The 24,106-nt window shown below is 71.7% G+C and carries 23 protein-coding genes and 1 pseudogene; 12 read left to right on the top strand and 12 right to left on the bottom strand.

Annotated elements, in window-relative coordinates:
- From GTY47_RS19305 to GTY47_RS19290, 4 genes are all read left to right on the top strand, one after another.
- Nucleotides 1-2,042: hypothetical protein (locus GTY47_RS19305; protein ID WP_010049099.1), on the top strand; the 2,042-nt coding region annotated here is incomplete at its 5' end.
- A 71-nt stretch (nt 2,043-2,113) separates the two neighbouring features.
- Nucleotides 2,114-2,905: an immunity 49 family protein gene (locus GTY47_RS19300; RefSeq protein ID WP_010049097.1), complete on the top strand. Its 792-nt coding sequence runs from the start codon at nt 2,114-2,116 to the stop codon at nt 2,903-2,905.
- 305 nt (nt 2,906-3,210) lie between these two features.
- Nucleotides 3,211-4,065: an immunity 49 family protein gene (locus GTY47_RS19295; protein WP_010049095.1), complete on the top strand. Its 855-nt coding sequence runs from the start codon at nt 3,211-3,213 to the stop codon at nt 4,063-4,065.
- 241 nt (nt 4,066-4,306) lie between these two features.
- Nucleotides 4,307-4,864: a hypothetical protein gene (locus GTY47_RS19290; protein WP_231911121.1), complete on the top strand. Its 558-nt coding sequence runs from the start codon at nt 4,307-4,309 to the stop codon at nt 4,862-4,864.
- Here the strand turns inward: GTY47_RS19290 and GTY47_RS19285 are convergent.
- The 8 genes from GTY47_RS19285 to GTY47_RS19250 all read right to left on the bottom strand — a co-directional run bounded on the left by GTY47_RS19285 (nt 4,855) and on the right by GTY47_RS19250 (nt 12,568).
- A complete protein-coding gene (locus GTY47_RS19285) occupies nt 4,855-5,340 on the bottom strand; it encodes a hypothetical protein (protein WP_010049093.1) in 486 nt (161 codons plus the stop codon). The two genes, GTY47_RS19290 and GTY47_RS19285, sit on opposite strands and share 10 nt — an antisense overlap.
- Complete coding sequence (locus tag GTY47_RS19280) at nt 5,333-5,944, bottom strand: GNAT family N-acetyltransferase (RefSeq protein ID WP_010049091.1); 612 nt, start codon at nt 5,942-5,944, stop codon at nt 5,333-5,335. Before GTY47_RS19280 ends, GTY47_RS19285 begins: the two co-directional genes overlap by 8 nt.
- A 77-nt stretch (nt 5,945-6,021) precedes the next feature.
- Complete coding sequence (locus GTY47_RS19275; RefSeq protein WP_010049090.1) at nt 6,022-8,658, bottom strand: SpoIIE family protein phosphatase; 2,637 nt, start codon at nt 8,656-8,658, stop codon at nt 6,022-6,024.
- Between the two features lie 252 nt (nt 8,659-8,910).
- Nucleotides 8,911-9,342: an ATP-binding protein gene (locus GTY47_RS19270; RefSeq protein ID WP_040904518.1), complete on the bottom strand. Its 432-nt coding sequence runs from the start codon at nt 9,340-9,342 to the stop codon at nt 8,911-8,913.
- 136 nt (nt 9,343-9,478) lie between these two features.
- Nucleotides 9,479-9,916 (bottom strand): (deoxy)nucleoside triphosphate pyrophosphohydrolase, encoded by a 438-nt coding sequence (locus GTY47_RS19265; RefSeq protein ID WP_010049087.1) that lies wholly within the window; start codon nt 9,914-9,916, stop codon nt 9,479-9,481.
- Between the two features lie 58 nt (nt 9,917-9,974).
- Nucleotides 9,975-10,169, bottom strand: a complete 195-nt coding sequence (locus GTY47_RS19260; protein WP_010049085.1) for an SPOR domain-containing protein — start codon at nt 10,167-10,169, stop codon at nt 9,975-9,977.
- A gap of 341 nt (nt 10,170-10,510) precedes the next feature.
- Nucleotides 10,511-11,263: a GntR family transcriptional regulator gene (locus tag GTY47_RS19255; RefSeq protein ID WP_010049083.1), complete on the bottom strand. Its 753-nt coding sequence runs from the start codon at nt 11,261-11,263 to the stop codon at nt 10,511-10,513.
- A gap of 147 nt (nt 11,264-11,410) precedes the next feature.
- Nucleotides 11,411-12,568: a DUF4190 domain-containing protein gene (locus tag GTY47_RS19250; protein ID WP_010049082.1), complete on the bottom strand. Its 1,158-nt coding sequence runs from the start codon at nt 12,566-12,568 to the stop codon at nt 11,411-11,413.
- A gap of 92 nt (nt 12,569-12,660) precedes the next feature.
- Between GTY47_RS19250 and GTY47_RS19245 the strand changes: the two genes are divergently transcribed.
- Nucleotides 12,661-13,878, top strand: a complete 1,218-nt coding sequence (locus GTY47_RS19245; protein ID WP_010049080.1) for a serpin family protein — start codon at nt 12,661-12,663, stop codon at nt 13,876-13,878.
- 20 nt (nt 13,879-13,898) lie between these two features.
- Here GTY47_RS19245 and GTY47_RS19240 read toward each other — a convergent pair whose 3' ends face one another.
- Together GTY47_RS19240 and GTY47_RS19235 are read right to left on the bottom strand one after the other, a co-directional pair.
- Nucleotides 13,899-15,479 carry a S8 family serine peptidase gene (locus GTY47_RS19240; RefSeq protein WP_010049078.1) on the bottom strand — a complete coding sequence of 527 codons (1,581 nt, stop codon included), beginning with the start codon at nt 15,477-15,479 and terminating at the stop codon, nt 13,899-13,901.
- A gap of 162 nt (nt 15,480-15,641) precedes the next feature.
- Nucleotides 15,642-15,806 carry a hypothetical protein gene (locus tag GTY47_RS19235; RefSeq protein WP_158688495.1) on the bottom strand — a complete coding sequence of 55 codons (165 nt, stop codon included), beginning with the start codon at nt 15,804-15,806 and terminating at the stop codon, nt 15,642-15,644.
- 171 nt (nt 15,807-15,977) lie between these two features.
- Between GTY47_RS19235 and GTY47_RS19230 the strand changes: the two genes are divergently transcribed.
- Both GTY47_RS19230 and GTY47_RS19225 read left to right on the top strand, forming a co-directional pair.
- On the top strand, nt 15,978-16,226 hold the full coding sequence (locus tag GTY47_RS19230; protein ID WP_010049077.1) for a helix-turn-helix transcriptional regulator: 249 nt from the start codon (nt 15,978-15,980) through the stop codon (nt 16,224-16,226).
- Nucleotides 16,227-16,297: 71 nt separating this feature from the next.
- Nucleotides 16,298-18,049: a tetratricopeptide repeat protein gene (locus GTY47_RS19225; RefSeq protein WP_050810355.1), complete on the top strand. Its 1,752-nt coding sequence runs from the start codon at nt 16,298-16,300 to the stop codon at nt 18,047-18,049.
- A 36-nt stretch (nt 18,050-18,085) separates the two neighbouring features.
- Here the strand turns inward: GTY47_RS19225 and GTY47_RS19220 are convergent, their stop codons facing one another.
- A complete protein-coding gene (locus GTY47_RS19220; RefSeq protein ID WP_010049074.1) occupies nt 18,086-18,916 on the bottom strand; it encodes an oxidoreductase in 831 nt (276 codons plus the stop codon).
- 98 nt (nt 18,917-19,014) lie between these two features.
- On the opposite strand from GTY47_RS19220, the gene GTY47_RS19215 reads away from it, so the two are divergent.
- From GTY47_RS19215 to GTY47_RS19200, 4 genes are all read left to right on the top strand, one after another.
- Entirely contained in the window at nt 19,015-19,926 is a 912-nt protein-coding gene (locus tag GTY47_RS19215) for a LysR family transcriptional regulator (RefSeq protein WP_078603018.1), read from the top strand.
- A 110-nt stretch (nt 19,927-20,036) separates the two neighbouring features.
- Nucleotides 20,037-20,837 carry a sulfite exporter TauE/SafE family protein gene (locus GTY47_RS19210; RefSeq protein ID WP_010049072.1) on the top strand — a complete coding sequence of 267 codons (801 nt, stop codon included), beginning with the start codon at nt 20,037-20,039 and terminating at the stop codon, nt 20,835-20,837.
- Nucleotides 20,838-20,938: 101 nt separating this feature from the next.
- Nucleotides 20,939-21,346: a YciI family protein gene (locus GTY47_RS19205; RefSeq protein ID WP_010049071.1), complete on the top strand. Its 408-nt coding sequence runs from the start codon at nt 20,939-20,941 to the stop codon at nt 21,344-21,346.
- Nucleotides 21,347-21,354: 8 nt separating this feature from the next.
- On the top strand, nt 21,355-22,500 hold the full coding sequence (locus GTY47_RS19200; protein ID WP_010049069.1) for a DUF6596 domain-containing protein: 1,146 nt from the start codon (nt 21,355-21,357) through the stop codon (nt 22,498-22,500).
- Between the two features lie 76 nt (nt 22,501-22,576).
- Here the strand turns inward: GTY47_RS19200 and ychF are convergent, their stop codons facing one another.
- The gene (ychF, locus tag GTY47_RS19195) at nt 22,577-23,665 is read right to left on the bottom strand and encodes a redox-regulated ATPase YchF (RefSeq protein ID WP_010049068.1); all 1,089 of its coding nucleotides are present in this window, start codon (nt 23,663-23,665) and stop codon (nt 22,577-22,579) included.
- Nucleotides 23,666-23,834: 169 nt separating this feature from the next.
- Here ychF and GTY47_RS41010 point away from each other — a divergent pair.
- A pseudogene (locus tag GTY47_RS41010) lies at nt 23,835-24,106 on the top strand (hypothetical protein); the annotation flags it as partial.

The raw sequence follows: 24,106 nt of genomic DNA, 5'->3' as shown, positions 1-24,106 counted from the left end.
ACCCCGCCCGCGCGGCCGGAGCCGTCACCTTCAACGTGCTGACCACGGTCTTCACCGGCGGCGCCGGTGCGGCCGCCTCGGGTGCGGGCAAGGCGGGCGCGGTCGCCAAGGCCCTGTCCGTGGCGGGCAAGGCCGGCCGGGTCATCGACCCGATGACCTACATCGCCAAGGGCGCGGGCGCCGGTCTGTCGAAGATCGGCGACATCACCAAGGGCCTCAAGGGCGTCGGAAACATCGACATCCCGGCCCTGCCCGAGAACGCGGTCACGCTGCCCGAAGGCACGGTAAGGCTCCCCGACGGCACGGTGCACCTGCCCGAAGGCGCGGCGATCCCCGACGGCGCGACGAAACTGCCCGACGGCAACGTCCGGCTGCCCGACGACGCCCCGGTCCTGCCCGAGGGCACCACGAAACTCCCCACCGAGGACGGCGCCCCGGCCCGCTACTACGACCCGGACGGCAACATCCTCGACGAGCACGGCAACGTCCTGCAGAAGTCCGCCGACGGCCCCGGCGACGTCGTCGACCAGCCCCACTTGCCCGACACGGGCTCGCCTGCTTCCGGTGCGGACACGCCCCGCGTGGACTCCCCCGCCCAGCAGCCGGCCCTGGTCACCGCGGGAGCCCACACCGCGGAAGGCGCCGGCCAGCACATCCGCCTGGGCAACAGCCTCGACGATGGGCTCGGCGGCATCGGCCGAACCGGCGACGACGGGGCCACCCCGGCCGTCCACGCCGGAGGCGACCTCCCCGGCGGCACGGTGGGCGACCACCTACCCGGCGGCACGGCGGGCCACACGCCGGGCGGCCGTGTGGGCGACCACATGCCCACGAACGAGCTGGGCAACGGGCGCCACGGCAGCACCGACGGCACCCCGGCAACGGGCGCCGGCCGCTCGGAGACGCCCTCCACCGCCGGTCACGCGGACGGCCCGGGCACGAACGGCACGCACGGCGACGGCCCGGGAGGCGGTCACCACGAGCCGCCGGCGACGGGCAGCGGCCTGCCCGGAGGCCTGGACGACCTGGGCCGGGGCGCGGACGACGCGGCCCGCGGAGCGGACGACATCACGGGTGGGGCGGACGACGCCGCCGGCGGGGCGGCTCAGCACGCGGACGACGCGGCGCGGCACCGCGCGGAGTACGAGGCGGCCCGTGAGAAGCCCGCGGACGACCGCACGCCCCAGGAGCGGGCTGCGATCGCCCGCGAACACGTCCGACTGGCCAACGAGGACCCGGTCTGGCGCGCCGAGCACTACGACAAGTGGGGCCCCGGCAAGCGCAACAATGCCGAGGAGATGGTCGACGGTCAGCTGCTGCCCAAGCTGGTCGAGAAGCCGGGTGGCGGCTGGATGGCCGCCGATGCGATGCCGTACGCGAACCCCGAGCGGTTCCACCTGACTCCCATGGAAAGGGGTCGGGATACGGTGCCGCACGAGAATCTGAGTCATCTCGACGACGTCTCGGCCCGGCGCATGGCGGGCACGGAGCTGACGAACGCCGAGAAGGCGTACAAGGCCGACCCGACCGATGACACGGCGAAAGCACTTCTCGAAGCGCAGGAGCGCTTCAAGAGCACCGTCGGTGAAGGCGTTTCCAACAACAGCAAGCTCGGGGAAGCGCTCGGCGAGGAGGCGGCCCGTCGGCACATGCTCGCCCAGAAGGAGTTCGAGGGAGCCAGGGAGATCACTGATCTTCCCGAAACTCCCAACGGCTCGAAGAGATTCGACCAGCTGTGGCAGGACAAGGACGGCAACCTCATCATCGTGGAGGCCAAGGCCCCCAACGCGAGGCTGGACTGGCGCCAGGGCAACGGGCTGCAGGACAGCGGCACGATGGTGAAGCAGGGGACCATCGAGTACGTTCGCACCATTTTGGCCGATATGGAAGAGCGTGCGATCTTCTCGCCGAACGATGCGAAGTACGCCTCGCAGATTCGGACGGCGATCGAGAACAAGTCCTTGCGGTACGTCCTCGTCCAGGCCACTGAAAACACGGGTACGTATGCTGGGGCCGAGCTCAAGCACTTCAAGATCTTCTAAGGAGAGACGCGTTGGTGTCGATCATTTCCCGCCCTCCGTTGCCCACGGGGAACGTGGAAGAGGGTCTCGCTGTGCTCCAGGAGAACGCTCGGCAGCTGATCGACGGGCTGGAGGAACGCTCCACGAGGCTGGGCGACGCCCAGCGCGTCACGCTCACCCTGGCTCAGTCGCGTTGCCTGATCGATCCCCGGGCGGCGGAGTTCCCCTCGTGGGACGCCTGGGTCACGGCCATGCAGGTCGGCTCCGCGGTCTTCGCGGCGGCGACCACGACGGACGACCAGGTGCAGTGCCGCATCGCACACGAGGACCGCACTCTGCAGGCCACCGGTCCGCAGTGGTACGTGAATCCCGGCAGCTGGCTTTCCGCGTTCTACCTGGCCGTGATCTGTCGTGAGAGGGACCGGATCACCGCTCTGTGCCAGGTCCCGCTGTCCCTTCTGCGGGAGAACGGCGGGCAGTTCGAGGAGTATCACTACGCCTGGATCGACACCCTCCAGACGTACTGGCGCGGTGGCCCGGACCTGGGTCCGAAGCTCGTCGCCGCGGTCGACGGCACCGAGCCGGAGACCGTCGCGGACCCGGAGACGGTGGGCAAGCTGCTGTATCCGCCGATGGAGGTCTTCCACCGCTTCATCCGGAAGGACCCCGAGACCTTCAACCAGGCGCTGGCCCGGGCACTCGAACTGCACAAGCAGTACTGGAGCGAGGAGGACCGCGCCTTCCAGGCCTCGGGTCTCGTCGCCCTGGCCCCGCTCGCCATGGCCTGCTTCGCCCACGACGCGGGCCTCCCCGTCGAGGTGGAGTCCGAGTACCTGCCGGCCGTACTGATCAGCCGCAACTGGTGTGGTGAGTTTCCCACCTGATTTGGATGGGTGGCCGGACACGCCGACAGGGGAACGAACTCCGTGGAGCCCTCGTCGCCGGCGCCGTCACCCTCGGGGTGCAGGCGCAGGAGCTCCAGTACGGAGGCTCAAGGGCGTCGGCAACATCGGCACCTCGCTCCGCCAAGCATGTGGCCCCCTGCCCGAGCGCACGGTCAGCTCCCCGACGGCACCGTGCAACTGCCCCAGGGGCGCGGCCCTCCCGTTCCCTGATCAGCAACAAGTCCGACTGGAGGAGAGCGTCAGTGGTCACGACCGTTCCCCGCCACGAGTAGCCAACGGACGACGTGCCGGACACTCTCGACGCCCTCGGCGAGACCACAAACTGGATCCTCGCCGAGTTCGCTGAATCACCCGTCCTGCGCCCTCAGGCACTGAGCACGGCGCTCACTCTGGCGCAGCAGCGCTGTGCGGTGGACCCCCAGGCCGTCAGGTTCGAGATCTGGGAGGCTTGGGTCACGGCCATGCAGACCGGGTCCGCGCTCTTTGCCGCGGCAACCGCCCCCGAGGGCGCCAGCATCACATGCCGGATCAAGGAGCAGGAGCAGACGCTCCCCGCGACCGGCCCCGAGTCCTACCTGAACGCAGGAACGTGGGTCACTGCCTTCTACCTCGCGATGATCTGCCGTGACAATGACCGCCTGCACCGGCTGGCCGAGGTGCCCATCTCCTTCCTGCGCGAGTCCGGCGCGGTGTTCGACGAGTACATCTATTCCTGGGTGGAGGCGCTGCAGAGCTTCTGGCTGGGCCGCCCGGACGTGGGCGACAAGCTGATTGCGGCAGTCGACGGCACCGGCCCGGAAGCGCTGCGGTACGCCGACGCGGATCTGATGTCGAAGATCCTGTATCCGCCAATGATTCTGCTCTACCGCGTCATCCGCCGCGACCCTGCGGAGTTCAACAAGGCCCTGGCCGATGCCCTGCGGTGGCACAAGGCGTACTGGACTGCTGACCTGGACCGCGCCACCAGCGCCGACGGTCTCGTCGCCCTCGGCCCACTGGCCATGGCATGCCTCGCACGTGACCAGGGCATCACTGTGGGAGTCGAGTCCAAGTATCTGCCCAAGGCACTTTTGGGGTATGCATGGATCGGCGAGATCGAATACTACCGCGGGAGCCCACACCGCGGACTACATCAGTGACGGAAATTTGGCTGGGCTTCCTGGATATGACGACCTCCTATCCCAATGCAAGCAGGCCAGCAAGAACAGTGACATGACACCGGCTGTGTACATGGCGATGGAGCATGCAACGGAGCTGCAAGGGCGTGGCGCCAAGCCGCTTCCCGCGCAAAGCTGACCGAGGCCACCTTTGTGCTGCGATTCGAGGACGGCTCGATCACTGTCCCAGCCAACGGCCCCACATACCCGTAAGGACTAGTCAATGCCCATGCTCATGCGCGCACCGCGTGAATGCGCGTCTTGGTTCTGGGATCTGGAGGACTACGCTCCGCCCGGACTGCGCTCGGCACTGGTGACCGCCGCGAGAATGACAGCCGTGCTGCGCAAGCATGACTTGCTGGAGCCACACCACGTGGAATGGCCATGGTTCATCCCCGGGGCGGGCGGCGCCCCCGCGATGACGCGATTGCAGCTCACGGGACCCATCGACGCCGAAGAAGTCTTTCATGCACAAGGTACGCCGCGCCGTGAACACCGACTCGTCGAATTGACGGTCTCTCCGGAACACCTCGGTCTATCTGCCGAGGTTTCCGTCTTCCACGACATCTGGGGCCCTTTCGACTTCCGTGGGGAGCCTCACCCGGAAGTACACCGGCAGAATGCCCCACGGCTCGCTGCTGCACTGAGGGAACTAGAGGCGCTGCTGGGAGTTGCGCCTGAGCCCGGTGAGCCGACGAACTTCGGCAGGGCTGCCGGATACGGAGTCGATGAGCCGGTCGTGATGGACGGGCGAGGGCCAGATCTTACCGATCAGCTGTAAGACGTCCCGCACCCCGCGTGGGTTGAGTCGCAGACAAGGCAGCATCCCAGCGGGATGCTGCTCGGGTTCGCTTCCCGCAGCGGCATCTTGACCAGCGTCCCCGACCTGTTGATGAGGAGTTCGGGGATCTCGTCCTCGTAGAACCGCACTTGGCCGATGACCCCGTCGGTCTTCGCGTTGAAGGCGAGCATCTCCACCAGTGCGACCAGGTCGGGGAGGCACTCCGCGTGGATCTCCTGGCGGGCCGTCAGGGACCAGTGGTCGGCGGTCTGGAAGAGCTGGCCGGTCAGTAGTCCCCCGATGCGCCACGCCGGGCCCCGGTCCGCGAGCAGGGGGACGAAGTCCGGCCACTCCGCCTCGCCGTTGCCGTCGTCCGCGCTGTCTCCCTCCATGTGCCGCCGGAGGTGCGCGAGTACGGCCTCCGGCACGGTCGGCGACAGGTCGAGGGCCAGGTCCACGGCGTACAGGTCACTCATGAGAGCTGAGTTCAGAAAGCTCGGGGCAGGACGCGGACGGCGCCTGTCGTGCATGGAGATGACCGGTCCGGGGCCACGCGGGCGGTGCTGCCGGGAGCAGTCCGGAGAGCGGGTAGCCGCTCTTCTCCGCGACCCGGCACGATGCCGTGTTGTCCACCTGGTGCCGCAGTTCCAGCCGTGTCAGGCCGTCTGGGGCGAGGGTGCGGAAGGCCCATTCGGTCAGTGCGCGCAGGGAGCGTGGTGCCACCCCCAGGCCGCGGGCGTGCGCGGCGGTCCAGTAACCGATTTCGGCGGTCGCGGCGTCCGGGGTGCGCCGGGTGAGGACCACGTGTCCCACCAAGGGGCCCTCGAGTCCGGGCGCCCCGGGCTGTTCGACGGCGAACGCGAAGCGGGTCCCCGCCTCCCATGCCCGCCGCTGTTCAGCCAGCCATCGCGCGGCGTCCGCCTCGTCGTCCAGGTGGGTCCGGAGCCAGCGGCGCAGCGCGGGGTCCCGGTGCAGTTCGACGAGCCGGGCGGCGTCCTCGGCGGTCCAGGAGCGGAGCGTGAGCACGGGGGTCGAGGCGGCGGGGTCCGTGGCCAGTCGGGTCGCCGTGATGTCGGGCATGGAGGTGAGCCTACGAGCCCGCCGGCCCCGGCAGGCCCGGCGAGCCCGGCCGTGACGACTGCGGCTCACAGACCCGGCTAGAACAGGCTCAGCAGCGCCTCCGCCGGGTCCGTCAGGCTCGTTTCGCCACCCGGCAGGGGCAGTTCGAACCACACCGTCTTGCCCCTGGGCGTGCGACGGGAGCCCCACGCGGCGCTCAGGAGGCCGACCAGCTGGAGGCCCCGGCCGCCCTCGTCGGTGTCGCGGGCCCGGCGGCGGCGGGGCTGGACCAGGCCTGAGTCCCAGACCTCGCAGACCAGGGTGCGGTCCAGCAGCAGACGCAGACGGATCTCGCCCTCGCCGTAGCGCAGGGCGTTGGTGACGAGTTCGCTGACCAGGAGCTCCGTGGTGTCGACCAGCGGTTCCATGTCCCAGCTGAGCAGCTGGGCGCGCGCGTACTCGCGGGCCCGGCCCACGCTGCGCGGCTCGCGCGGCAGGGTCCAGTCGCCGACGGACTCGGTGGGCAGTCCCTGTACACGTGCCATCAGCAACGCGATGTCGTCCTCGCCGTGATGGGTGTCGAGGGTGTTGAGGACGTGGTCGCACACGTCCTCCAGGGGCTGGGTGGGATCGGAGAGGGTGCTGACGAACGCCTGGAGGCCCTCGTCGAGGGGGTGATCGCGGCTTTCGACCAGTCCATCCGTGTAGAGCGCGAGCAGGGCGCCTTCGGGCAGTTCGACCTCGACTTCCTCGAAGGGCTCACCGCCGACGCCGAGCGGCAGGCCCGGCGGCACGTCGAGCATCAGGGCCGACTCGCCCGGCTCGACCAGGACGGGCGGCAGATGGCCCGCGTTGGCGAAGGTGCAGCGCCGGGTGACGGAGTCGTAGACGGCGTAGACACAGGTGGCGAGGTACACCTCCGACAGGTCCGCCTCGCGGGGGCGGCGGGCCGCCCGGGTCGCCTGCTGGACGCCTCCGGGGGCACCGAGGCCGCGGGCGATCTCGTCCAACTGGGAGAGCACCTCGGCGGGTTCCAGGTCGAGCTGCGCCAGCGTGCGCACGGCCGTGCGGAGTTCACCCATGGCGACGGCCGCGCGCAGGCCACGGCCCATGACGTCGCCGACGACCAGCGCGGTGCGGTGCCCGGGGAGTTCTATGACGTCGAACCAGTCGCCGCCGACCTCGCTGGGCCGGCCGGTGTTGGCGTTGCCGGGCAGGTAGCGGCAGGCGATGTCGAGGCCCGAGGCCTCCGGGTCGCCGGGCGGGAGCAGGGACCGCTGCAGTATCAACGCGCGTTCGTGCTCGCGCCGGTAGAGGCGGGCGTTGTCGATGCAGACCGCGGCACGGGCGGCGAGTTCGACGGCCAGGTCCCGGTCGCGGTCGCCGAACGGCTCGCTGCCCTTCGTACGGGCGAACTGCACGAGCCCGACGACGGTGTCGTGGGCGACCATCGGGACGGCGAGCGTGGACTGCACGAGCCCGCCGTCCTCGCCGGGGACGGTCTGCGGGCGGGCCGTGCGCAGGGCGTCCGCGCAGGGCGAGTTGAACGGGTAGTGGTGGACGGCGCCGACGGCGACGGGCACGCCGGTGCCGGCGAAGGGCGCGTCGGAGACGGCACTGGCGAAGGCCACCCGGCGCAGCTCGCCGCTGCCGTCGGCGAGTCCGGGCGGGGTTTCGTCGCCGACCAGCAGGCCCTGGTAGAGGTCGACGGTGGCCAGGTCGCAGAAGCCGGGCACGACGACGTCGAGGAGCTGCCGGGCCGTGGTCTCCAGGTCGAGGGAGTTGCCGATGCGGGCGCCGGCCTCGTTCAGCAGGGCGAGGTTGCGGCGGGCGGCGGCGGCCTCGCGGGCGGCGGCGCGGCGGGCGGTGATGTCGATCCCGAGCCAGGCGACCCCGATGGGCCGGCCCGAACCGCTGTGCACGCGGTAGAGGTTGACGGACCAGTGGCGGCGCTCGTCGGAGCCCGGCACGAAGCCCGTGACGTGCATGTCGGTGATGGAGCTGCCGGTTTCCAGCACGCGGCGCAGCGTGGCGGCGACCCGCTCGGCCTCGCCGCGCTGCAGGTAGTCGTGGACTCCCTTGCCGCGGTGGTCGTCGGGCGAGCCGCCGAAGATGGACGCGAACCGCTGGTTGACGCGGCGGACCCGCAGGTCGGAGTCGATCAGCAGGAAACCGAACGGGGATTGACTGAAAATGGCCTGCGAGGCGGCGAGGTCGGTCTCGATGCTGCGCAGCGTGCGCACGTCGACGACGATGCAGACGGCGGCCTTCTCGCCGTCCTCGGTGCGCGTCGGCATGACGTACACCTCGGCGAGCCCCTCCTGCCCGCACTCCCCCTCGGTGCCCTTCGGCATCCGGAAGGGCACCACGCCGGTCCACTCGCGGCCGTCGAGGATCTCGGCCATCTTGCGCATGCCCCGCTCGCGCAGGCGCGGGTCGATGAACGTCTCGATGGGGTCCATGCCGACCGCGCGTTCGGCGGGGATGCCGAAGAGGTGCTCGGCGCGCAGGCTCCACTGGTCGACGAGCCCGTCGGGGCCGATGGAGAAGGACGCGACCTTGATGTAGTCGTAGATGGATCCGGGGGGACTGCTCTGCCACATGGCGTCCCCGGGCTGCACCCCGTCGGCCGCGAGCGCACCTCCCACCGCGGAAGCCAGGCCGTCCGCGGCCATCGCCCTCGCGCCCTCCGACGGGTCCTCGGACTCCGTGGCCTTCGCTGGTATCTCGCTCACGCGAACCGTCCCCTCCAGCTCACCGCGTCCGGCACCGGTCACCGGGGGCGGCTGCCCGCAGTATCCAGCACTACGGTGCCGCACAACACGGTGTTCACGATCACAGCACGGTCCCGATGGTTTTTGGACCGGACCGTGAGAACACTTCCACTCTTCTAACCAGGGGACACGTCGTCGAATCCCGTCCGTCGGCAACCGCCACTGGCCTGAACCATTCGCTCTACAGCGGCGGGGCGGACGTACACCGATTTTTCACTCCGGAACGGCGAGTTCGAACCACACGGTCTTGCCCACGCCGCCGGACCGGGTGCCCCAGCGGCGACAGGAGGAGGCCACCAGGTACAGCCCCCGGCCGCTCTCGTCCTCGGGCCTGGCGGCGCGCTCGCGGGGCGGGTCCGGGAGCGGGTCGGAGACCTCCACCAGGAGGACGGCGTTCAGTTCGGAGGGACGGACCAGGCGGACGCCTATGGGGCCCGTGGCGTGCCGCAGGGCGTTGGTGACCAACTCGCTGACCAACAACGCCGTGAGGTCGGCGAGGCTGTCGAGGCCCCAGCCGCGGAGTTGCCCGCGGACGGCCTGGCGGGCGGTGCGCACGGCGCCCGGCTCGGCGGGAAAGGTCCACTCGGCGCGGTCACCTTCGGTGTCGATCACGCCGATCACTTCCCCGGCATCGGGCCCACCCATGTCCGGTTTCATGGGGTTAATGGGCACATACCCGATATCAGGGGCGGAGTACCGCGTGGCGGAGCGCACGGTGGCACGAAAGGCGTACGGGGCGCCCGCACGGACGCCTTCGGGCCTCGCACGCCCCCGGTTGGCCTCAGGCGCCGGGCGCTTCTCCCCGACGGGGGCCGCCGAGAGGTCCCAGATGCGCGAGCGTCTGCCGTACCGCGGGCACGTCCTGGTCGAGCCAGTCCACGTCCCAGATCTCGTCGGGGCCGAGCCAGCGCAGTTCGTCGTGGTCCTCAAGGGGCTTGGGGGCGGCGGAGCCGGGCCGCAGTCGCGCGGTCCACACGTGCAGCACGTACGGCGACTTCAGCGGCCACTCCCCCGGGACCCGCCCGCCGGCCTCGGCATCGACGCCGAGTTCCTCGCGCAGCTCCCGCACGAGCGCCGTGTCGGCCGTCTCGCCCGGCTCGACCTTGCCGCCGGGCAGCTCCCAGCGCCCGGCCAACTCGACGGGCGCGCTGCGCCGGGCGGCCAGCAGCCGCCCGTCGTCGACCAGCGCGGCGCCCACGACGACGATCCGCTCACTCATGCGGGGAGCCTACGGGAGCGCGGCCGGACACCGGCCCGGAGCCCAGGCACACCAGAGGTCAGTCGTGCGCCCCTCCCGGCCCGTGCTGACCCAGCCGCTCGACCCAGTACAGCCGCTTGTGACCGCGGTCGTCGAGGCTGTCCGCGATCCTCTGGGCCTCGGCCCGGGTCGCGTACCGGCCCACCCGGTAGCGGTTGCCGTTGTCGTCCTCTCGTATCACGAGCCAGGGAAGAGTGATCGTGCTGTCGTTCATCGCGCCCCTCCACTTCCCACCCGCGGCCTGTGCCGTGCCCCACCCGATAAGGAAACCGCAATGCGCATATGCCCGAGCCTACGCCTAACCTTCACGCAGCGAATACGGCTTTTCACGAAGAGGTACGCAACCGGCCAGAACACAGGGGGCGCACGGCAACGAACGCGCCGTCCGCGCGCCTCGACGCACCCGGTCGGAGGCATACCGCATGCGCCGTCACCGACCTGCGAGAACCAGGGCCGGCTCAGCGGCACGGACCACCCCGGCCGGGGACGGCTTCCGCGGTGATCGGGTGAGCGGGGCGCGCGGGGAGCGCGCCGCGTGGCTGAAGTGAGCGTTCGCTACTTGACCGGAAGGTGGTAGGCGACCCGGTACCGATCGGCCGGGATGACCACGTCGGCCGTCTCGACCGGGCGGCCGGAGGCGTAGAACGTGCGCTGGATGACCAGGACGACATGACCGGGGACGCCCCCGAGGACGAGGAGCTCCTCGGCGAGGCCGGGGCGGGCGCCGACCTCCTCGGTGACGTTGTCCACGATCACGTCGATCGCGCGCATGCGCTCGACGACACCCATGCCGCCGAGCGGCCCCTCCTCCGGCAGCATCACCGGCGTACGGCCCGTGACGGCGAGCGGCTCCCAGGAAGTGGAGAGCATCATCGCCTCGCCACCCTCGCGGAAGAGGTACTTCGTGCACATCACGCGCTCGCCCGGTTCGATGCCCAGCCGCTCGGCGACCGCGACGCTGGCCTCGGACTGCTCGCTGCTGGACTCCCAGGTGCCGCGCCCCTCGCCGTCGGCCTGCTCCTGACGGAACGGCGTGGCCCCGCCGGTCGGGCGGTATCCGGAGCGGGCGATGCGCCGGGGCACGGGCCGCTCGCGCACGTAGGTACCCGAGCCGGAGCGGCCCTCGACCAGGCCCTCCGCCATGAGCACCTTGCGGGCCTCCAGCGCGACGGTGTCCGAGACGCCGTACTCCTGGCGGATTCTGGCCTGGGAGGGGAGGCGGGTGTGCGGTGGCAGCTGACCGTCGACGATCTTCTTGCGGAGATCACCCGCGACGCGCAGGTACGCCGGCTGCTCACCGAATGTCACTGGCCGCTCCCATCAGGTTGTACAGACAGCAACAGCGTGGCAACCGTGGGTTGTGCCATGCAAGCAAAGGCCAGAGAATCACTCGATGTGATGACAAGGTGGCACCGGGGGCTTTACGCAGGCACTTTCTCCCCGCTATAGCCGCCGTCACACCTGGGCTTCGGAGTCACCGCCCTCGGTCCCGTCCGGGGAGGGCGGCGTCGCCGCGAGCCCGAGCGCCTTGCGCGCGGTGACGGTCGCCGGGCCGTCGACGTACTCGTAGGCCTTGTCGTGGTGCGCGTAGTACGACTCCGCGTCGTCCGCCTGGCTCGCCCTCGCCCACTCCTCCCGGGCGTCCTCCAGGTCCTTCACCAGGCGGGCGACCGGCTGCCGGGCGGCGGACGGCCAGGGGTGCCCGCGCAGTGCCCCGATCTGCTCGCCGAGCACGTCGTGCACCTGGGTGGCCCAGGCCCGGTGGCCGGCGAGATCGTCCTCCGGGGTCTTTTCGGGCTCCTCGTACAGCGCCGCGTCGACGGCGTTGGCCGCGGACAGGAAGACGACCTGGTCGGTGTCGAGCATGGTGTGGTCCCCGCGCAGGGAGCCGGTCAGCTGGTCCTTCGCGTCGATGTTGCCGAAGACGCAGGTGACCGCGCGGTCGCCGTAACGCCAGCTGTCCCGGGTCGGCAGGAGGTAGTACACGTCGACGTCGGCCGGCATCGCCCAGGAGTCCATGGCGTACTGGTCCTGGAGCGCGTAGCACCGCTCGTCGGCGATGTCCGTGAGCTCGGCGTCGCCCGGGAAGGCGCCGCCCGGCAGTGTCACGACCGCGAACACCTCGCCGTCGTGCCCGCCCTCGCAGGACACCGGGTCGACGTCGTAGGTGTCGCCCTCCAGACCGCCGGGCGCGTCGAAGCAGTCGCCCTTCTTCAGCAACAGGCTCTCGTTGCCCTGCGCACCGTCCTTGAACCCCTCCCAGGCGTCGGACAGCACACCCGTGGACAGCGTCACCGCCCACAGCGCCACCCCGACGGACGACAGCACGGCCCCGGCGATCGCCAGCCCCCGGCCGCTCTGGCCGTTCCGCCTGATCTGCCGCAGCGCGATCAGCCCCAGCACGAGTCCCGCGGCGGGCAGGAAACAGAGCACCCCGAGGACGAGCGCGGCGACGGCGAGCGCGTTGACGGAGACCGGCGCGCCGTACGGGCGGCCGGTGGGGCCGTAGGGGCCACAGGGGCTGTGCCCCTGGGCTCCCTGGGGCCAGTTGGCAGGCTGCGGGCCGTACGGGTCCCGGGGCTGCTGGTTCCCGGGGGGCGGGGGTATCGACACGGGTACGGTGCTCCTGGCTGGCGTGGTGGGAGAGAGCGGCCGTGCGGAACGTACCGCTGGGCGCATCGTAAGCGGCCGTGTGACGGGGCGGAATGCAGACGATCGAGACATCGGTACGGGCGGCGAACCGCCTCACGGCACGCTGGGCATCGGGGATCCGCGAGAGCACGGTGTTCTCGGCGGCCGGGGTCTGGCCGCTGCTGGCCCTCCTCGCGGCCGGCGCGACGGGCCGGGCGCGCGAGGAGCTGACGGAGGCACTCGGCCTGCCGGCGGACCGGGCGGGCGCGGCCGGGCGGGAGTTGCTCGCGGTGCTGGCGGAGGTGGACGGCCTGGAATCCGCACTGGGGTTGTGGACCGAACGGACCGTGGAGCTGCGGGAGGAATGGGCGGCGCGGCTTCCGGTGGGGGCGCACGGAGTGCTCACGGGCGAACCGGAGGCGGACGGACGCGCCCTGGACACGTGGGCCGCGCGGCGGACGGGCGGGCTGATCGAACGCCTGCCGGCGGCACTGCGGCCGGACACGTCTCTGGTGCTGGCGAGTGCGCTGGAGCTGCGGGCGGACTGGGAGGTGCCGTTCAAGGGCGATTTCGGCGGCTGGCTGGGCCGTTACGGCTCTGCCGGGCTGGTGCGGGAGGTTCCGGACATCGACAGCGTCTCGGTGGCCCGGACCGGCCCGGGAGCCGTCACGCGGGTGGTCGTGCGCGGGGACAGGGCAGTCGACGTCCATCTGTTGCTCGGCACGGAGCAGATGGGGCCGGGAGAGGTGCTGGCGGCCGGGACGGACCTGCTGGCGGGCACGCTCGACGCGGTACCGGGAAGCCGCCTCCCGGAGGGTGCCGCCGGTCCGGGCCTGTCCGTCCACAAGCGGCGCACCCACCTTCCCGAGCCGCCGTCCCTGACCCTGTTCACCGTGGAGTTCACCCTGCGCTCGGAGCACGACCTGCTGGCGTCGAGCGCCCTCTTCGGCCTGACCACGGCGACCGGTGACACCCCGGGCCCCCTCCCCTTCCAGGGCGTGAGCCCCGCGCCGCTCGTCCTGTGCTCCGCGCGGCAGGTCATGACGGCCACCTTCAGCGCGGAGGGCTTCAAGGCGGCCGCGGTGACCACGATGAGTGCCATCTACCAGGGCCGGTCGCCGGAGGAGCCGCCGCACGAGGCGGTCAGGGTGATGGCGGTTATCGACCGCCCCTTCGGCCTTCTCGCCGTGCACCGCGAGACGAGCCTCGTCCTCGCGGCGGGCTGGGTCACCGACCCGAGGCCCTTCCCGGAGGACGAGGACGTCTGCGTACCGGGCACGTCAGGAGACTGACGGCCCGTCACGGAACGAGGTCAGAACTGGAGCGCCCAGGCGTCGATCCGACCGGTGTCGAAGCGGGCGTTGTCGCTCACGCGCAGCTTCCACGTGCCGTTGGCGGCCTCCGCGGAGGCGTTCACGGAGTACGTGGTGTCGATGTCGTCCGCACTGCCGCCGGTGCCGTACGACTTCAGCGTGTACGCCGTGCCGTCGGGGGCGATCAGCTGGACCTGGAGGTCGCCGATGTACGTGTGGACGATGTGGACCTCGACGGCCAGGGCCGAGGGCGCGTTGCCGGAGACGCCGGAGACGGTCACCGGGGACTCGGCTGTGGCGTTGTCGGCGATGGCCTGGTCGGTGGTGTTCTCGAAGCGCGGTCCGGGCGGGGTGGTCGTACCGCCGCCGACGTTGAGGAGCCGGTTGGGCGAGCCGCTGCCGGGGCTGGTGACGACGCCGGTGGTGGCGGCGGCCGTCAGCGCGGCGGAGACCTGCGCGGGGGTCGCCGTGGGGTTGTCGGCCAGGTACAGGGCGGCGGCTCCGGCGACGTGCGGGCTGGCCATCGACGTACCGGAGATGGTGTTGGTCGCCGAGTCGCCCGTGTTCCAGGCCGAGGTGATGGACGAGCCGGGTGCGAACAGGTCCAGGACGGCACCGTAGTTGGAGTAGCTCGCCTTCGCGTCGCTCGACGTCGTGGCGCCGACCGTGACGGCCTCGGTGACGCGGGCCGGGGACCGGGTGGAGGCGTTGGTGGACTCGTTGCCGGCGGCGACCACGAAGGTGACGCCGGCGGTGACGGCGTTGCGTACGGCCGTGTCGATGGCCGTGTCGGCGGGGCCGCCGAGTGACATGTTGGCGACGGCCGGCTTGACCGCGTTCCGCGCGACCCAGTCGATGCCCGCGACGACCTGGGCGGTGGTGCCCTGGCCGGAGTTGTTCAGCACCCGGACACCGACGACCCTGGCCTTCTTGGCGACGCCGTAGGCACCGCCTGCGACCGTGCCGGCGACGTGTGTGCCGTGGCCGTGGCCGTCCTGGGCGGTGTTGTCGTTGTCGACGGCGTCGTAGCCGTAGGAGGCGCGGCCGCCGAAGTCGCTGTGCGTGATGCGGACACCGGTGTCGATGACGTACGCCGTGACGCCCTCCCCGGCCGAATCGGGGTAGGTGTAGGAGCTGTTCAGCGGGAGGTTTTTCTGGTCGATGCGGTCCAGGCCCCAGGACGGCGGGCTGGGCTGGGTCCCGGTGATGCCGAACGTCCTGTTCTGGACCACGGAGGCGACGGCCGGGTCGGCGGCGAGGCGTTCCGCCTCGGCCTCGGAGGCCTCGATCTCGTAGCCGTTCAGGGCCTTGGTGTACGTGCGCTCGATGTCGGCGCCGTACTTGTGCGCGAGGGCCCGGCCCGCGGCGGAACCGGCCTTCTGCGTCTTCAGCGTCACGATGTAGCTGTCGGCGACGGCGCCGGCCGCGTCCTCGTACTGGATGCGCCCTTCGGACGCGGCCGGGGCCGCGCCGGCGGGGAGGGCCGAGACGAGGCTCGCGACGAGCGCCGCGGTGGCCGTCGCGCCGAGCGCGGCCAGTCTTCGCCGGGTGGGCCTGTGGGGAGTACGCATCACTGCCATCTGAGGGGTCCTCCTCAATCGGTGGTGCGCTGTGGGGTGTGGTGCACGCCCGCCGAAGCCACCCTGAAGTCATGGTCATGTCAACCTTGGGTGACTCCTGTGCGTCAGCCGAAAGATTGAGGCCTCCACAGGAATTGCACAAGGGCCCTGCAAGGCGCAGTCCTACCGCTGCCACCACCACAGAAGCGCGCTGACGGCGCCGGAGCCCAGCGCGGCCGCCGCGCCGCGCACCGCGCTGAACATGACGGCCCGGCCGAGGCGGCGCCGGTCACGGGTGCGCGAGCCGGTGCGCGTGCGAGTGCGCGTGCGGGTGCGGTCGGGCTCCATCTGCTGCTCCTGCCGTCGTGCTCCGGGGGCGTACGCGCACCAGTTCACGCTCGGTGGGGTGACAACTCCCAGCCAACTCGGAACAGTTCGGAATCCGACTGCGTAACCTGAAGGTCGACGCGGCCTTTCGGAATTCCGAACCGGAAAGCCGACAGGTGCCGAGGAGGTGGAGTGGCGTCGCTGGTGCTCGAGGAGCTCGACCGGTTACGCAGGCGGGCCGAGGCACGTCTCGCCGACCGTGAACTCCGCCTCGTACGGAGCAGACTGGCCGAGGAGTCCGGCGTTTCGGTCAAGACGATCAGCGACTGGTTCAACCGCAAGCACGCACCGCGGAACCTCGACCACCTGCTCGCGGTGGCCCGGATCCTGGCCCGCTGGGCCGACTGCCGCCCCCGATGCCACGCCAGTGGTCCGCACTGATGGCGGCCGACCGCGCGCCCGAGACGCCGTCGCAGGAGAGGACGCCGCCGTCGCCACCGCCGGTTCCCGGCTTGGGTGACCACGGCCCCGAGCCACTGCCCGGCCCCGAGGGCCGGACCGCTCCCGGGCGGCCCATCGGCGAACTCGCCGACCCCTTCTCGCTGGAGGTCCACCGGGCGATCGAAGTCCCCCCGGCCGCCGGGCCGTGGGACAACGGCAGGGGCGAGACACTGCCCCTGCTCCCGGCCTACGTAGAGCGCGTACACGACACCCGGCTGCGCGAGGTGGTCCAGCAGGCCGCCGACGGCGTCAGCGGCATGGTCGTGCTGGTCGGCGGCTCCTCCTGCGGCAAGACGCGGGCCTGCTGGGAGGCCGTGCAGGAGCTTCCGGCCGGCTGGCGGCTGTGGCACCCGATCGCCCCCGACCGCCCGCAGGCGCTGCTGGCGGACCTGGCCGCGGTGGCTCCGCGGACGGTGGTGTGGCTCAACGAGATGCAGCACTACCTGCTGACGCCCACCGACTCCGTCGGGGAGCGCGTCGCCGCCGGACTGCGTGACCTGCTCGCCGAGCCGGACCGGGCCCCGGTGCTCGTCCTCGGCACGATGTGGCCCGAGTACTGGGCCACTCTCACCGGCACCCCCCAGCCCGGCGTCGCCGATGCCCACCCGCAGGCCCGGGTCCTGCTCAGCGGCGCCGTCGTACCGGTGCCGGACACTTTCAACGGCCCGGCCCTCAAAGCGCTGCGGCTCGCCGCCGGCGGTGACCCCAGGCTGGCCCGGGCCGCCGCCGAGGCCGAGCAGGGGCACATCACCCAGTACCTGGCGGGCGCGCCCTCCCTGCTCGACCGCTACCGGGCCGCGCCCTCCGCGGCGCGGGCGCTGATCGAGACGGCGATGGACGCGCGGCGGCTCGGTCACGCCCGGGCGCTCCCGCACGCGCTGCTGGAGGCCGCCGCCCCGGGATACCTCACCGACGGCCAGTGGGACACGCTCGGCGAGGACTGGCTGGAGCAGGCACTGGCCTACACGGCCGCACCCTGCCACGGCGCCCGCGGCCCCCTCACCCGGATGCGGCCCCGGCCCGGCGACCCGTACCCGGCCCAGCCGCACTACGTCCTCGCCGACTACCTGGAACAGGAGGGCCGCACCAACCGCCGGACCGCCGGCGTGCCCCCGCAACTGTGGAACGCGCTCGTCGACCACGCCGCCGTCGGCAGCCACGTCGACATCGCGCGCTCGGCGGGGCTGCGCGGTCTCAAACGGCTCGCGGTCCGCGCCTACTCCGTGGCCGCGGCGCACGGCGACACGTTCGCGCTGCTCCAGGCCGCGAAGGTGCTGCGCGAGGCGGACCGGACCGACGAGGCGATCGACTGGCTTCAGGACCGGGCCGAGGCCGGATGCGAGTTCGTCCTGTGGCTCGCCGGCGACCTGCTGAGGGAGACCGGCCGCCCCGCCGAAGCCCTGGCCCGCTACCGGCAGGCGGCGGAGACGGGCGACACGTTCGCGCTGCGCTGGGCCGCGGAACTCTCCCAGGAGGCGGGCCGGACCGACGAGGCGCTGGAGTGGTACGAGCGCGCGGCCGAGGCCGGGGACATCAGCGCCCTGCGCCAGGGCGCCGAACTGCTCCAGCGGACCGGGCAGGTCGACGAGGCGCTCGCCTGGTGCCGGCGGGCCGGCGAGTCGGGGACGGTCTTCGCCCTCCACAGCGCGGTCGACCTGCTGCGGAGGGCGGGCCGGGAAGCAGCCGCGGACCAGCTCGCGCGGTACGGGTGGGAGCCCGGCGGGGACATCGCGCAGCCGTGGGAGGCACGGCCGCCGGGATGACCGCGGGTGCCTCCCTCCGGGACGTGCGCGCGGCGGTCAGTCGTCGAACCCCATGGCCCGGGACCGCTTCTCCCAGGCCAGGACCTCGTCGCGTACCTGGTCGAGATGGCCGAGGACCGCGCTGACGCCGTCGTCGCCGAGGGGCAGCCGCAGCGGCGTGGAGTCGGCGTCGAGCGCGGCCAGGATGAGGGCGGCGGCCTTGGCCGGGTCGCCGGGCTGGGTGCCGTCGCCGCCGGCGACCAGGCCACGGGTCTCGCTCACCTTGCCGTACACGCCGCTGTCGGCACTGGCACCGGCCCGCCCGGTCTCGAACAGGCTCGTGCGGAACGCGCCCGGCTCGACGATCAGCACCTTGACGCCGAACTCCGCGACCTCGTCCGCGAGTCCCTCGGACATGCCCTCCAGGGCGAACTTCGTCGCGCTGTACGCCGAGAAACCCGCGAAGGACAACTGCCCGCCCATGCTGCTCATCTGCACGATCGCGCCCGACCGCCGCTCGCGCATGTACGGCAGCACGGCCCGGGTGAGGGCTGCGGGGCCGAAGACGTGCACCTCGAACAGCGCCCGCAGCTCCTCCTCGGTGGTCTCCTCGAAGGCACCGACATGCGTCCGGCCCGCGTTGTTGACCAGGACGTCGATCCGCCCGTGCCGCGCCGCGACGTCCCGCACGGCGGCCTCCGCGGCGTCCGTGTCGGCGACGTCCAGGCGCAGTGCCTCCACCCGGTCGGGATGGGCGGCGACCAGGTCGTCCAACGCCTCGGGGCGCCGGGCCGCGCCGACCACCACGTCGCCCGCGGCGAGGGCCGCTTCGGCGATCGCCCGCCCGAAACCGCTGCTCGCACCCGTGATCAGCCACACCTTGTTCATGACAGGTCCCCGTCTCGTGTCGTCACGACCTCGTGTCGTTACGCCGACCACCCTCTCGCCCGGCCCGATGCCCGGTCCAAGACTTTTGGTGATAACCAATGGCTATGACCCTGGACGTTCATGTGCGCGACCTGCGCTACTTCGTGGCGGTGGCCGAGGAACTGCACTTCACCCACGCCGCCGAGCGCCTGTACGTGTCGCAGCCCGCACTGAGCAAGCAGATCCGGGCGCTGGAGCGCCAGTTGGGCATCGAGCTGCTGCGGCGCGACCGGCACGGCGTGGCCCTCACCGACGCCGGTGCGGCACTGCTGCCGCACGCCCGGCGGGTGCTGGCGGACTGGGCGGAGGGGGCGGCCGCGGTGGAGGCGGCCCGGGCGGCGCAGCGCAGCACCCTGGTCGTGGGCATGAGCACCAGCCCGGTGCGGGGCGGCCTGCTGCCCGCGATCCGCTCCCGCTTCACCGCCGCGCGCCCGGAGACCGTCATCCGGCTGCGGCAGGTCAACTGGGAGGACCCGACCGCGGGCCTCGCCGACGGCGCCGCGGACGTGGCCTTCGTCTGGCTGCCCCTGCCCGGCCAGGAGCGCTACGGGTGGACGGTCGTCGCCGAGGAACCGCTCATGGTCGCCCTCCCGGACACACACCCCCTCGCCGACCGCACCGAGGTCGACTTCACGGACCTGCTCGACGAGCCGTTCCTCGCGCTGCCCGAGAGCACTGGCCCGCTGCGCGACTACTGGCTGGCCCTGGACGCCCGCCAAGGCCGCCCTCCCCGGATCGGCGCCGAGATCGCGAGCACGGAGGAGACGTACGAGGCCCTGACCGCCGGTCTCGGCGTCTGCCTGGTGGCCGCGGGCAACGTCCCCCTGCTCACCCTGGGCGGTGTGACAGCCCGCCCGGTACGCGGCGTGACGCCCAGCCGCTACGTCCTGGCCTGGCGCCGGGAGGACGGGCGACGTCCGCTGGTACGGGCGTACGCGGAGGCCTGCCGGCGGGTCACGGGGCGGGAGTAGCCGACCTGGTCAGACCCTCCTGTGAAGATCTCGTTGCACGCCACCCCCGTAGCCCTCCGGGCCGCTGATACTGACCGGGTGCTCGAAGGGCCAGGGGAAGCGGGGCGACGGTGGACTGGACGGTGTGGGGAGGGCTGGCCGCCGGGCTGGTGATCGCGACCGTGACCGCCCCGGTCGGAGTGTCCGGCGCGGTGTTCCTGCTCCCGGTCCAGCTGAGCGTCTTCGGTGTGCCCAACCCGGCGGTCACTCCGACCAACCTGCTGTACAACGTGGTGGCCGGACCCGGAGCCCTGTGGCGCTACCGCCACGACGGCGCGCTGCGCGGCGACCTGGCCCGGCGCCTGGTGCTGGGCACGCTGCCCGGCGTGGTCCTCGGCGCCACCGTCCGGGTCTTCGCCCTCCCCGGCCCGGGCGTCTTCCGGCTCCTGGCAGCCGCCCTGCTGCTGCCGCTCGGCCTGTGGCTGTTCCTGCGTGCCCTCGCCCCGGCACGCCACCGCCCGCCGCCCCCGGGCGAGTTGGTCCCGGGCGGGTTGGCCCCGCGCACGCTGACCGGCCTCGCGCTGGCGGTCGGCGTGGTCGGCGGCGTCTACGGCATCGGCGGCGGCTCCCTGCTCGGCCCGGTCCTCGTCGGACGCGGCCTGCCCGTCGCCCGCGTCGCCCCGGCCGCGCTCGCCGCCACGTTCGCCACGTCGCTCGTCGGCGCCACCGCCTACGCGCTGCTGTCGTTCCTGAGTTCGGGAGAGGTCGCCCCCGACTGGTGGCTCGGCCTCGCCTGCGGCACGGGCGGCCTCATGGGCGGCTACCTCGGCGCCCGCCTCCAGCCCCACCTGCCCGACCGGGCCCTGCGCCTCCTGCTCGGCACCCTCGCCACGGCCGTCGGCGCTCTGTACGCCGCGCAGGCCCTGAATTGATGCCAAAAAAAACTGACGGCGATGTCGAGAACCCGCGTCCGGCTCCGTCCCCGGGGTGAACGCGACCACAATGGGCCGCACGAGCATCGAGGAGAACCACGATGGCCAAGTACCTGCTGCTGAAGCACTACCGCGGCGCCCCGGCTCCGATCAACGACGTGCCGATGGACCAGTGGAGCCCGGAGGAGATCTCGGCGCACATGCAGTACATGAACGACTTCGCGGCCCGGCTGGAGAAGACCGGCGAGTTCGTCGACGGTCAGGCGCTCGCCCCCGAGGGAGCGTGGGTCCGCTACGACGGTGAGGGGCGCCCGCCGGTCACCGACGGACCGTTCGCGGAGACCAAGGACCTCATCGCCGGCTGGATGGTCATCGACGTCGACAGCTACGAGCGCGCCGTCGAGCTGGCCGGGGAGCTGTCGGCCGCACCCGGGGCGGGCGGCAAGCCGATCCACGAGTGGCTGGAGGTGCGCCCGTTCTACGGCACGACGCCCACCATCACGGAGTGACGTCACCGATGGACGAGGTCCTGCTCAGGAGCCTCACGCCGAGCGTGCTCACCGTCCTCGTCCGCCGCGGAGCCGACTTCGCGGCGGCCGAGGACGCCGTGCAGGACGCTCTGGTCGAGGCGCTCCGGGTCTGGGCGGCCGACCCACCGCGCGATGCCAAGGGCTGGCTGATCACCGTGGCCTGGCGCAAGTTCCTCGACGCGACGCGCGCCGACGCCGCCCGCCGCCGGCGTGAGGACCGCGTCGAGGAGGAGCCGGCACCCGGACCGGCGCCCGCGGTGGACGACACGCTCCAGCTCTACTTCCTGTGCGCCCACCCGTCGCTGACCCCGGCATCGGCGGTCGCGCTCACGCTGCGCGCCGTCGGCGGGCTGACCACCCGGCAGATCGCCGAGGCCTACCTGGTGCCCGAGGCGACCATGGCGCAGCGCATCAGCCGGGCCAAGCGCACGGTCTCCGGCGTGCGCTTCGACCGGCCCGGCGACGTCGCCACCGTGCTGCGCGTTCTCTACCTCGTCTTCAACGAGGGCTACTCCGGCGACGTCGACCTCGCCGCCGAGGCCATCCGGCTCACCCGGCAGCTCGCGGCCCGTATCGACCACCCCGAGGTGGCGGGGCTGCTCGCCCTCATGCTGCTCCACCACGCCCGGCGCGCCGCCCGGACCGCGTCCGACGGCAGCCTGGTGCCGCTCGCCGAGCAGGACCGCGGCCGGTGGGACACCGCGTTGATCGCGGAGGGCGTCGGGATCCTCCAGGCGGCCCTCGCCCGCGACCAGCTGGGCGAGTTCCAGGCCCAGGCCGCCATCGCCGCCCTCCACGCCGACGCGCCCACCGCCGAGGAGACCGACTGGGTGCAGATCGTCGAGTGGTACGACGAGCTCACGCGCCTGACCGACAGCCCGGTCGTCCGGCTCAACCGCGCGGTCGCCGTCGGGGAGGCCGACGGCCCGCGCGCCGGCCTGGCGGCGCTCACGGCGCTGGACGCCTCACTGCCCCGCTACGCCGCGGTGGCGGCATATCTCCACGAGCGCGACGGTGACCTGGCGACAGCGGCACGGCTGTACGCCGAGGCGGCCCACAAGGCACCCAACCTCGCCGAACGCGCCCACCTGACGCGCCAGGCCGCCCGACTCAACGCCAGCCGACCTCACTGACGGGCCGCGCGCGGCTCTTCCCACGACACTGGGCGCGCCCGCGTCTCACATCCCGTGGCAGGCGACGCGGGGGAGGTCATACGTTGAAGCGGAACTCCACGACATCCCCGTCCTGCATCACATAGTCCTTGCCCTCCATGCGGGCCTTGCCCTTCGCGCGGGCCTCCGCCACCGAACCCGACTCCACCAGGTCGTCGAAGGAGATGACCTCCGCCTTGATGAAGCCCTTCTGGAAGTCGGTGTGGATGACGCCGGCGGCCTCGGGAGCCGTGGCGCCCTTCTTGATGGTCCAGGCGCGGGATTCCTTGGGGCCGGCCGTCAGGTAGGTCTGGAGGCCGAGGGTGCGGAAGCCGACGTGGGCCAGGGTCGCGAGGCCGGGCTCGTCCTGGCCGACGGACTGGAGGAGTTCGAGCGCCTCGTCCTCGTCGAGCTCGGCGAGGTCCGCCTCCAGCTTGGCGTTGAGGAAGATCGCCTCGGCGGGGGCCACCAGGGCGCGCTGCTCGTTCTTGAACTCCTCGTCGACCAGCTCGTCCTCGTCGACGTTGAAGACGTAGAGGAAGGGCTTGGTCGTGAGCAGGTGCAGGTCGTGGAGGAGCTCGTTGCGCTCACTGCCCTGGACGATGCCGTGCGCGAAGAGCGTGTCGCCCTTCTCCAGGATCTCCTTGGCCTCCTCGACCGCCTTGACCTTGGGCTGGATGTCCTTCTTGATCCGCGACTCCTTCTGGAGGCGCGGCAGGACCTTCTCGACCGTCTGGAGGTCGGCGAGGATCAGCTCGGTGTTGATCGTCTCGATGTCGTCCTTGGGCGAGATCTTGCCGTCGACGTGCACGACGTTCTCGTCCTTGAAGGCGCGGATGACCTGGCAGATCGCGTCGGACTCACGGATGTTCGCGAGGAACTTGTTGCCCAGGCCCTCGCCCTCGGACGCGCCGCGCACGATGCCCGCGATGTCGACGAAGTCGACCGTGGCCGGGAGGATCCGCTCCGACTTGAAGATCTCGGCCAGTTTGCCGAGCCGAGGGTCGGGGACGCCGACGACGCCGACGTTGGGCTCGATCGTGGCGAACGGGTAGTTGGCCGCCAGCACGTCGTTCTTGGTCAGGGCGTTGAAAAGGGTCGACTTGCCGACATTCGGCAGACCGACGATTCCGATCGTGAGCGACACGTTGCGACTTCCCGTGAGTGGAGAGGGCAGGGGGCCAGGAGACCGGCCGATCCACCAGTCTACGGCGTACCCGGAACCGTCCCGGCGACGTATCGAACGCTTGGCCAAGCCTCGGTCCACGGCGTGTCTGAAGGCCTATTCGGCATATTGAACGACCTAAGTTGGTGCGGTGGAGCGATACAGGACGCGACCTGCCCAGTACGGACCGCGACGTGACCGGCCGCGATCGCACCTGCCGCCGCAGGCGGGACGAGGAACGGGCGGCGGGGCGGTGGGAGCGGTCCGGCAGCCGGGACCGCAGCGCCGTCCCTCGTCGGTACGACGACCCGCCCCCGCGTCGGCGCCCACCGCGGCGAGGTTCCCCAACCCCCGGCTGACCGGGCTGGGCAGCGGGTTGTTCTGCGCGCTGGTCATGTTCCTGCTCGGCGGGCTGTGCGCCGT

It is taken from the genome of Streptomyces sp. SID5464, assembly GCF_009862985.1.
GTDB classification, from domain to species: Bacteria; Actinomycetota; Actinomycetes; order Streptomycetales; family Streptomycetaceae; genus Streptomyces; species Streptomyces chartreusis_D.
The sequence above is the reverse complement of the archived record's forward strand: the minus strand, read 5'-3'. Positions and strand labels throughout refer to the sequence as shown.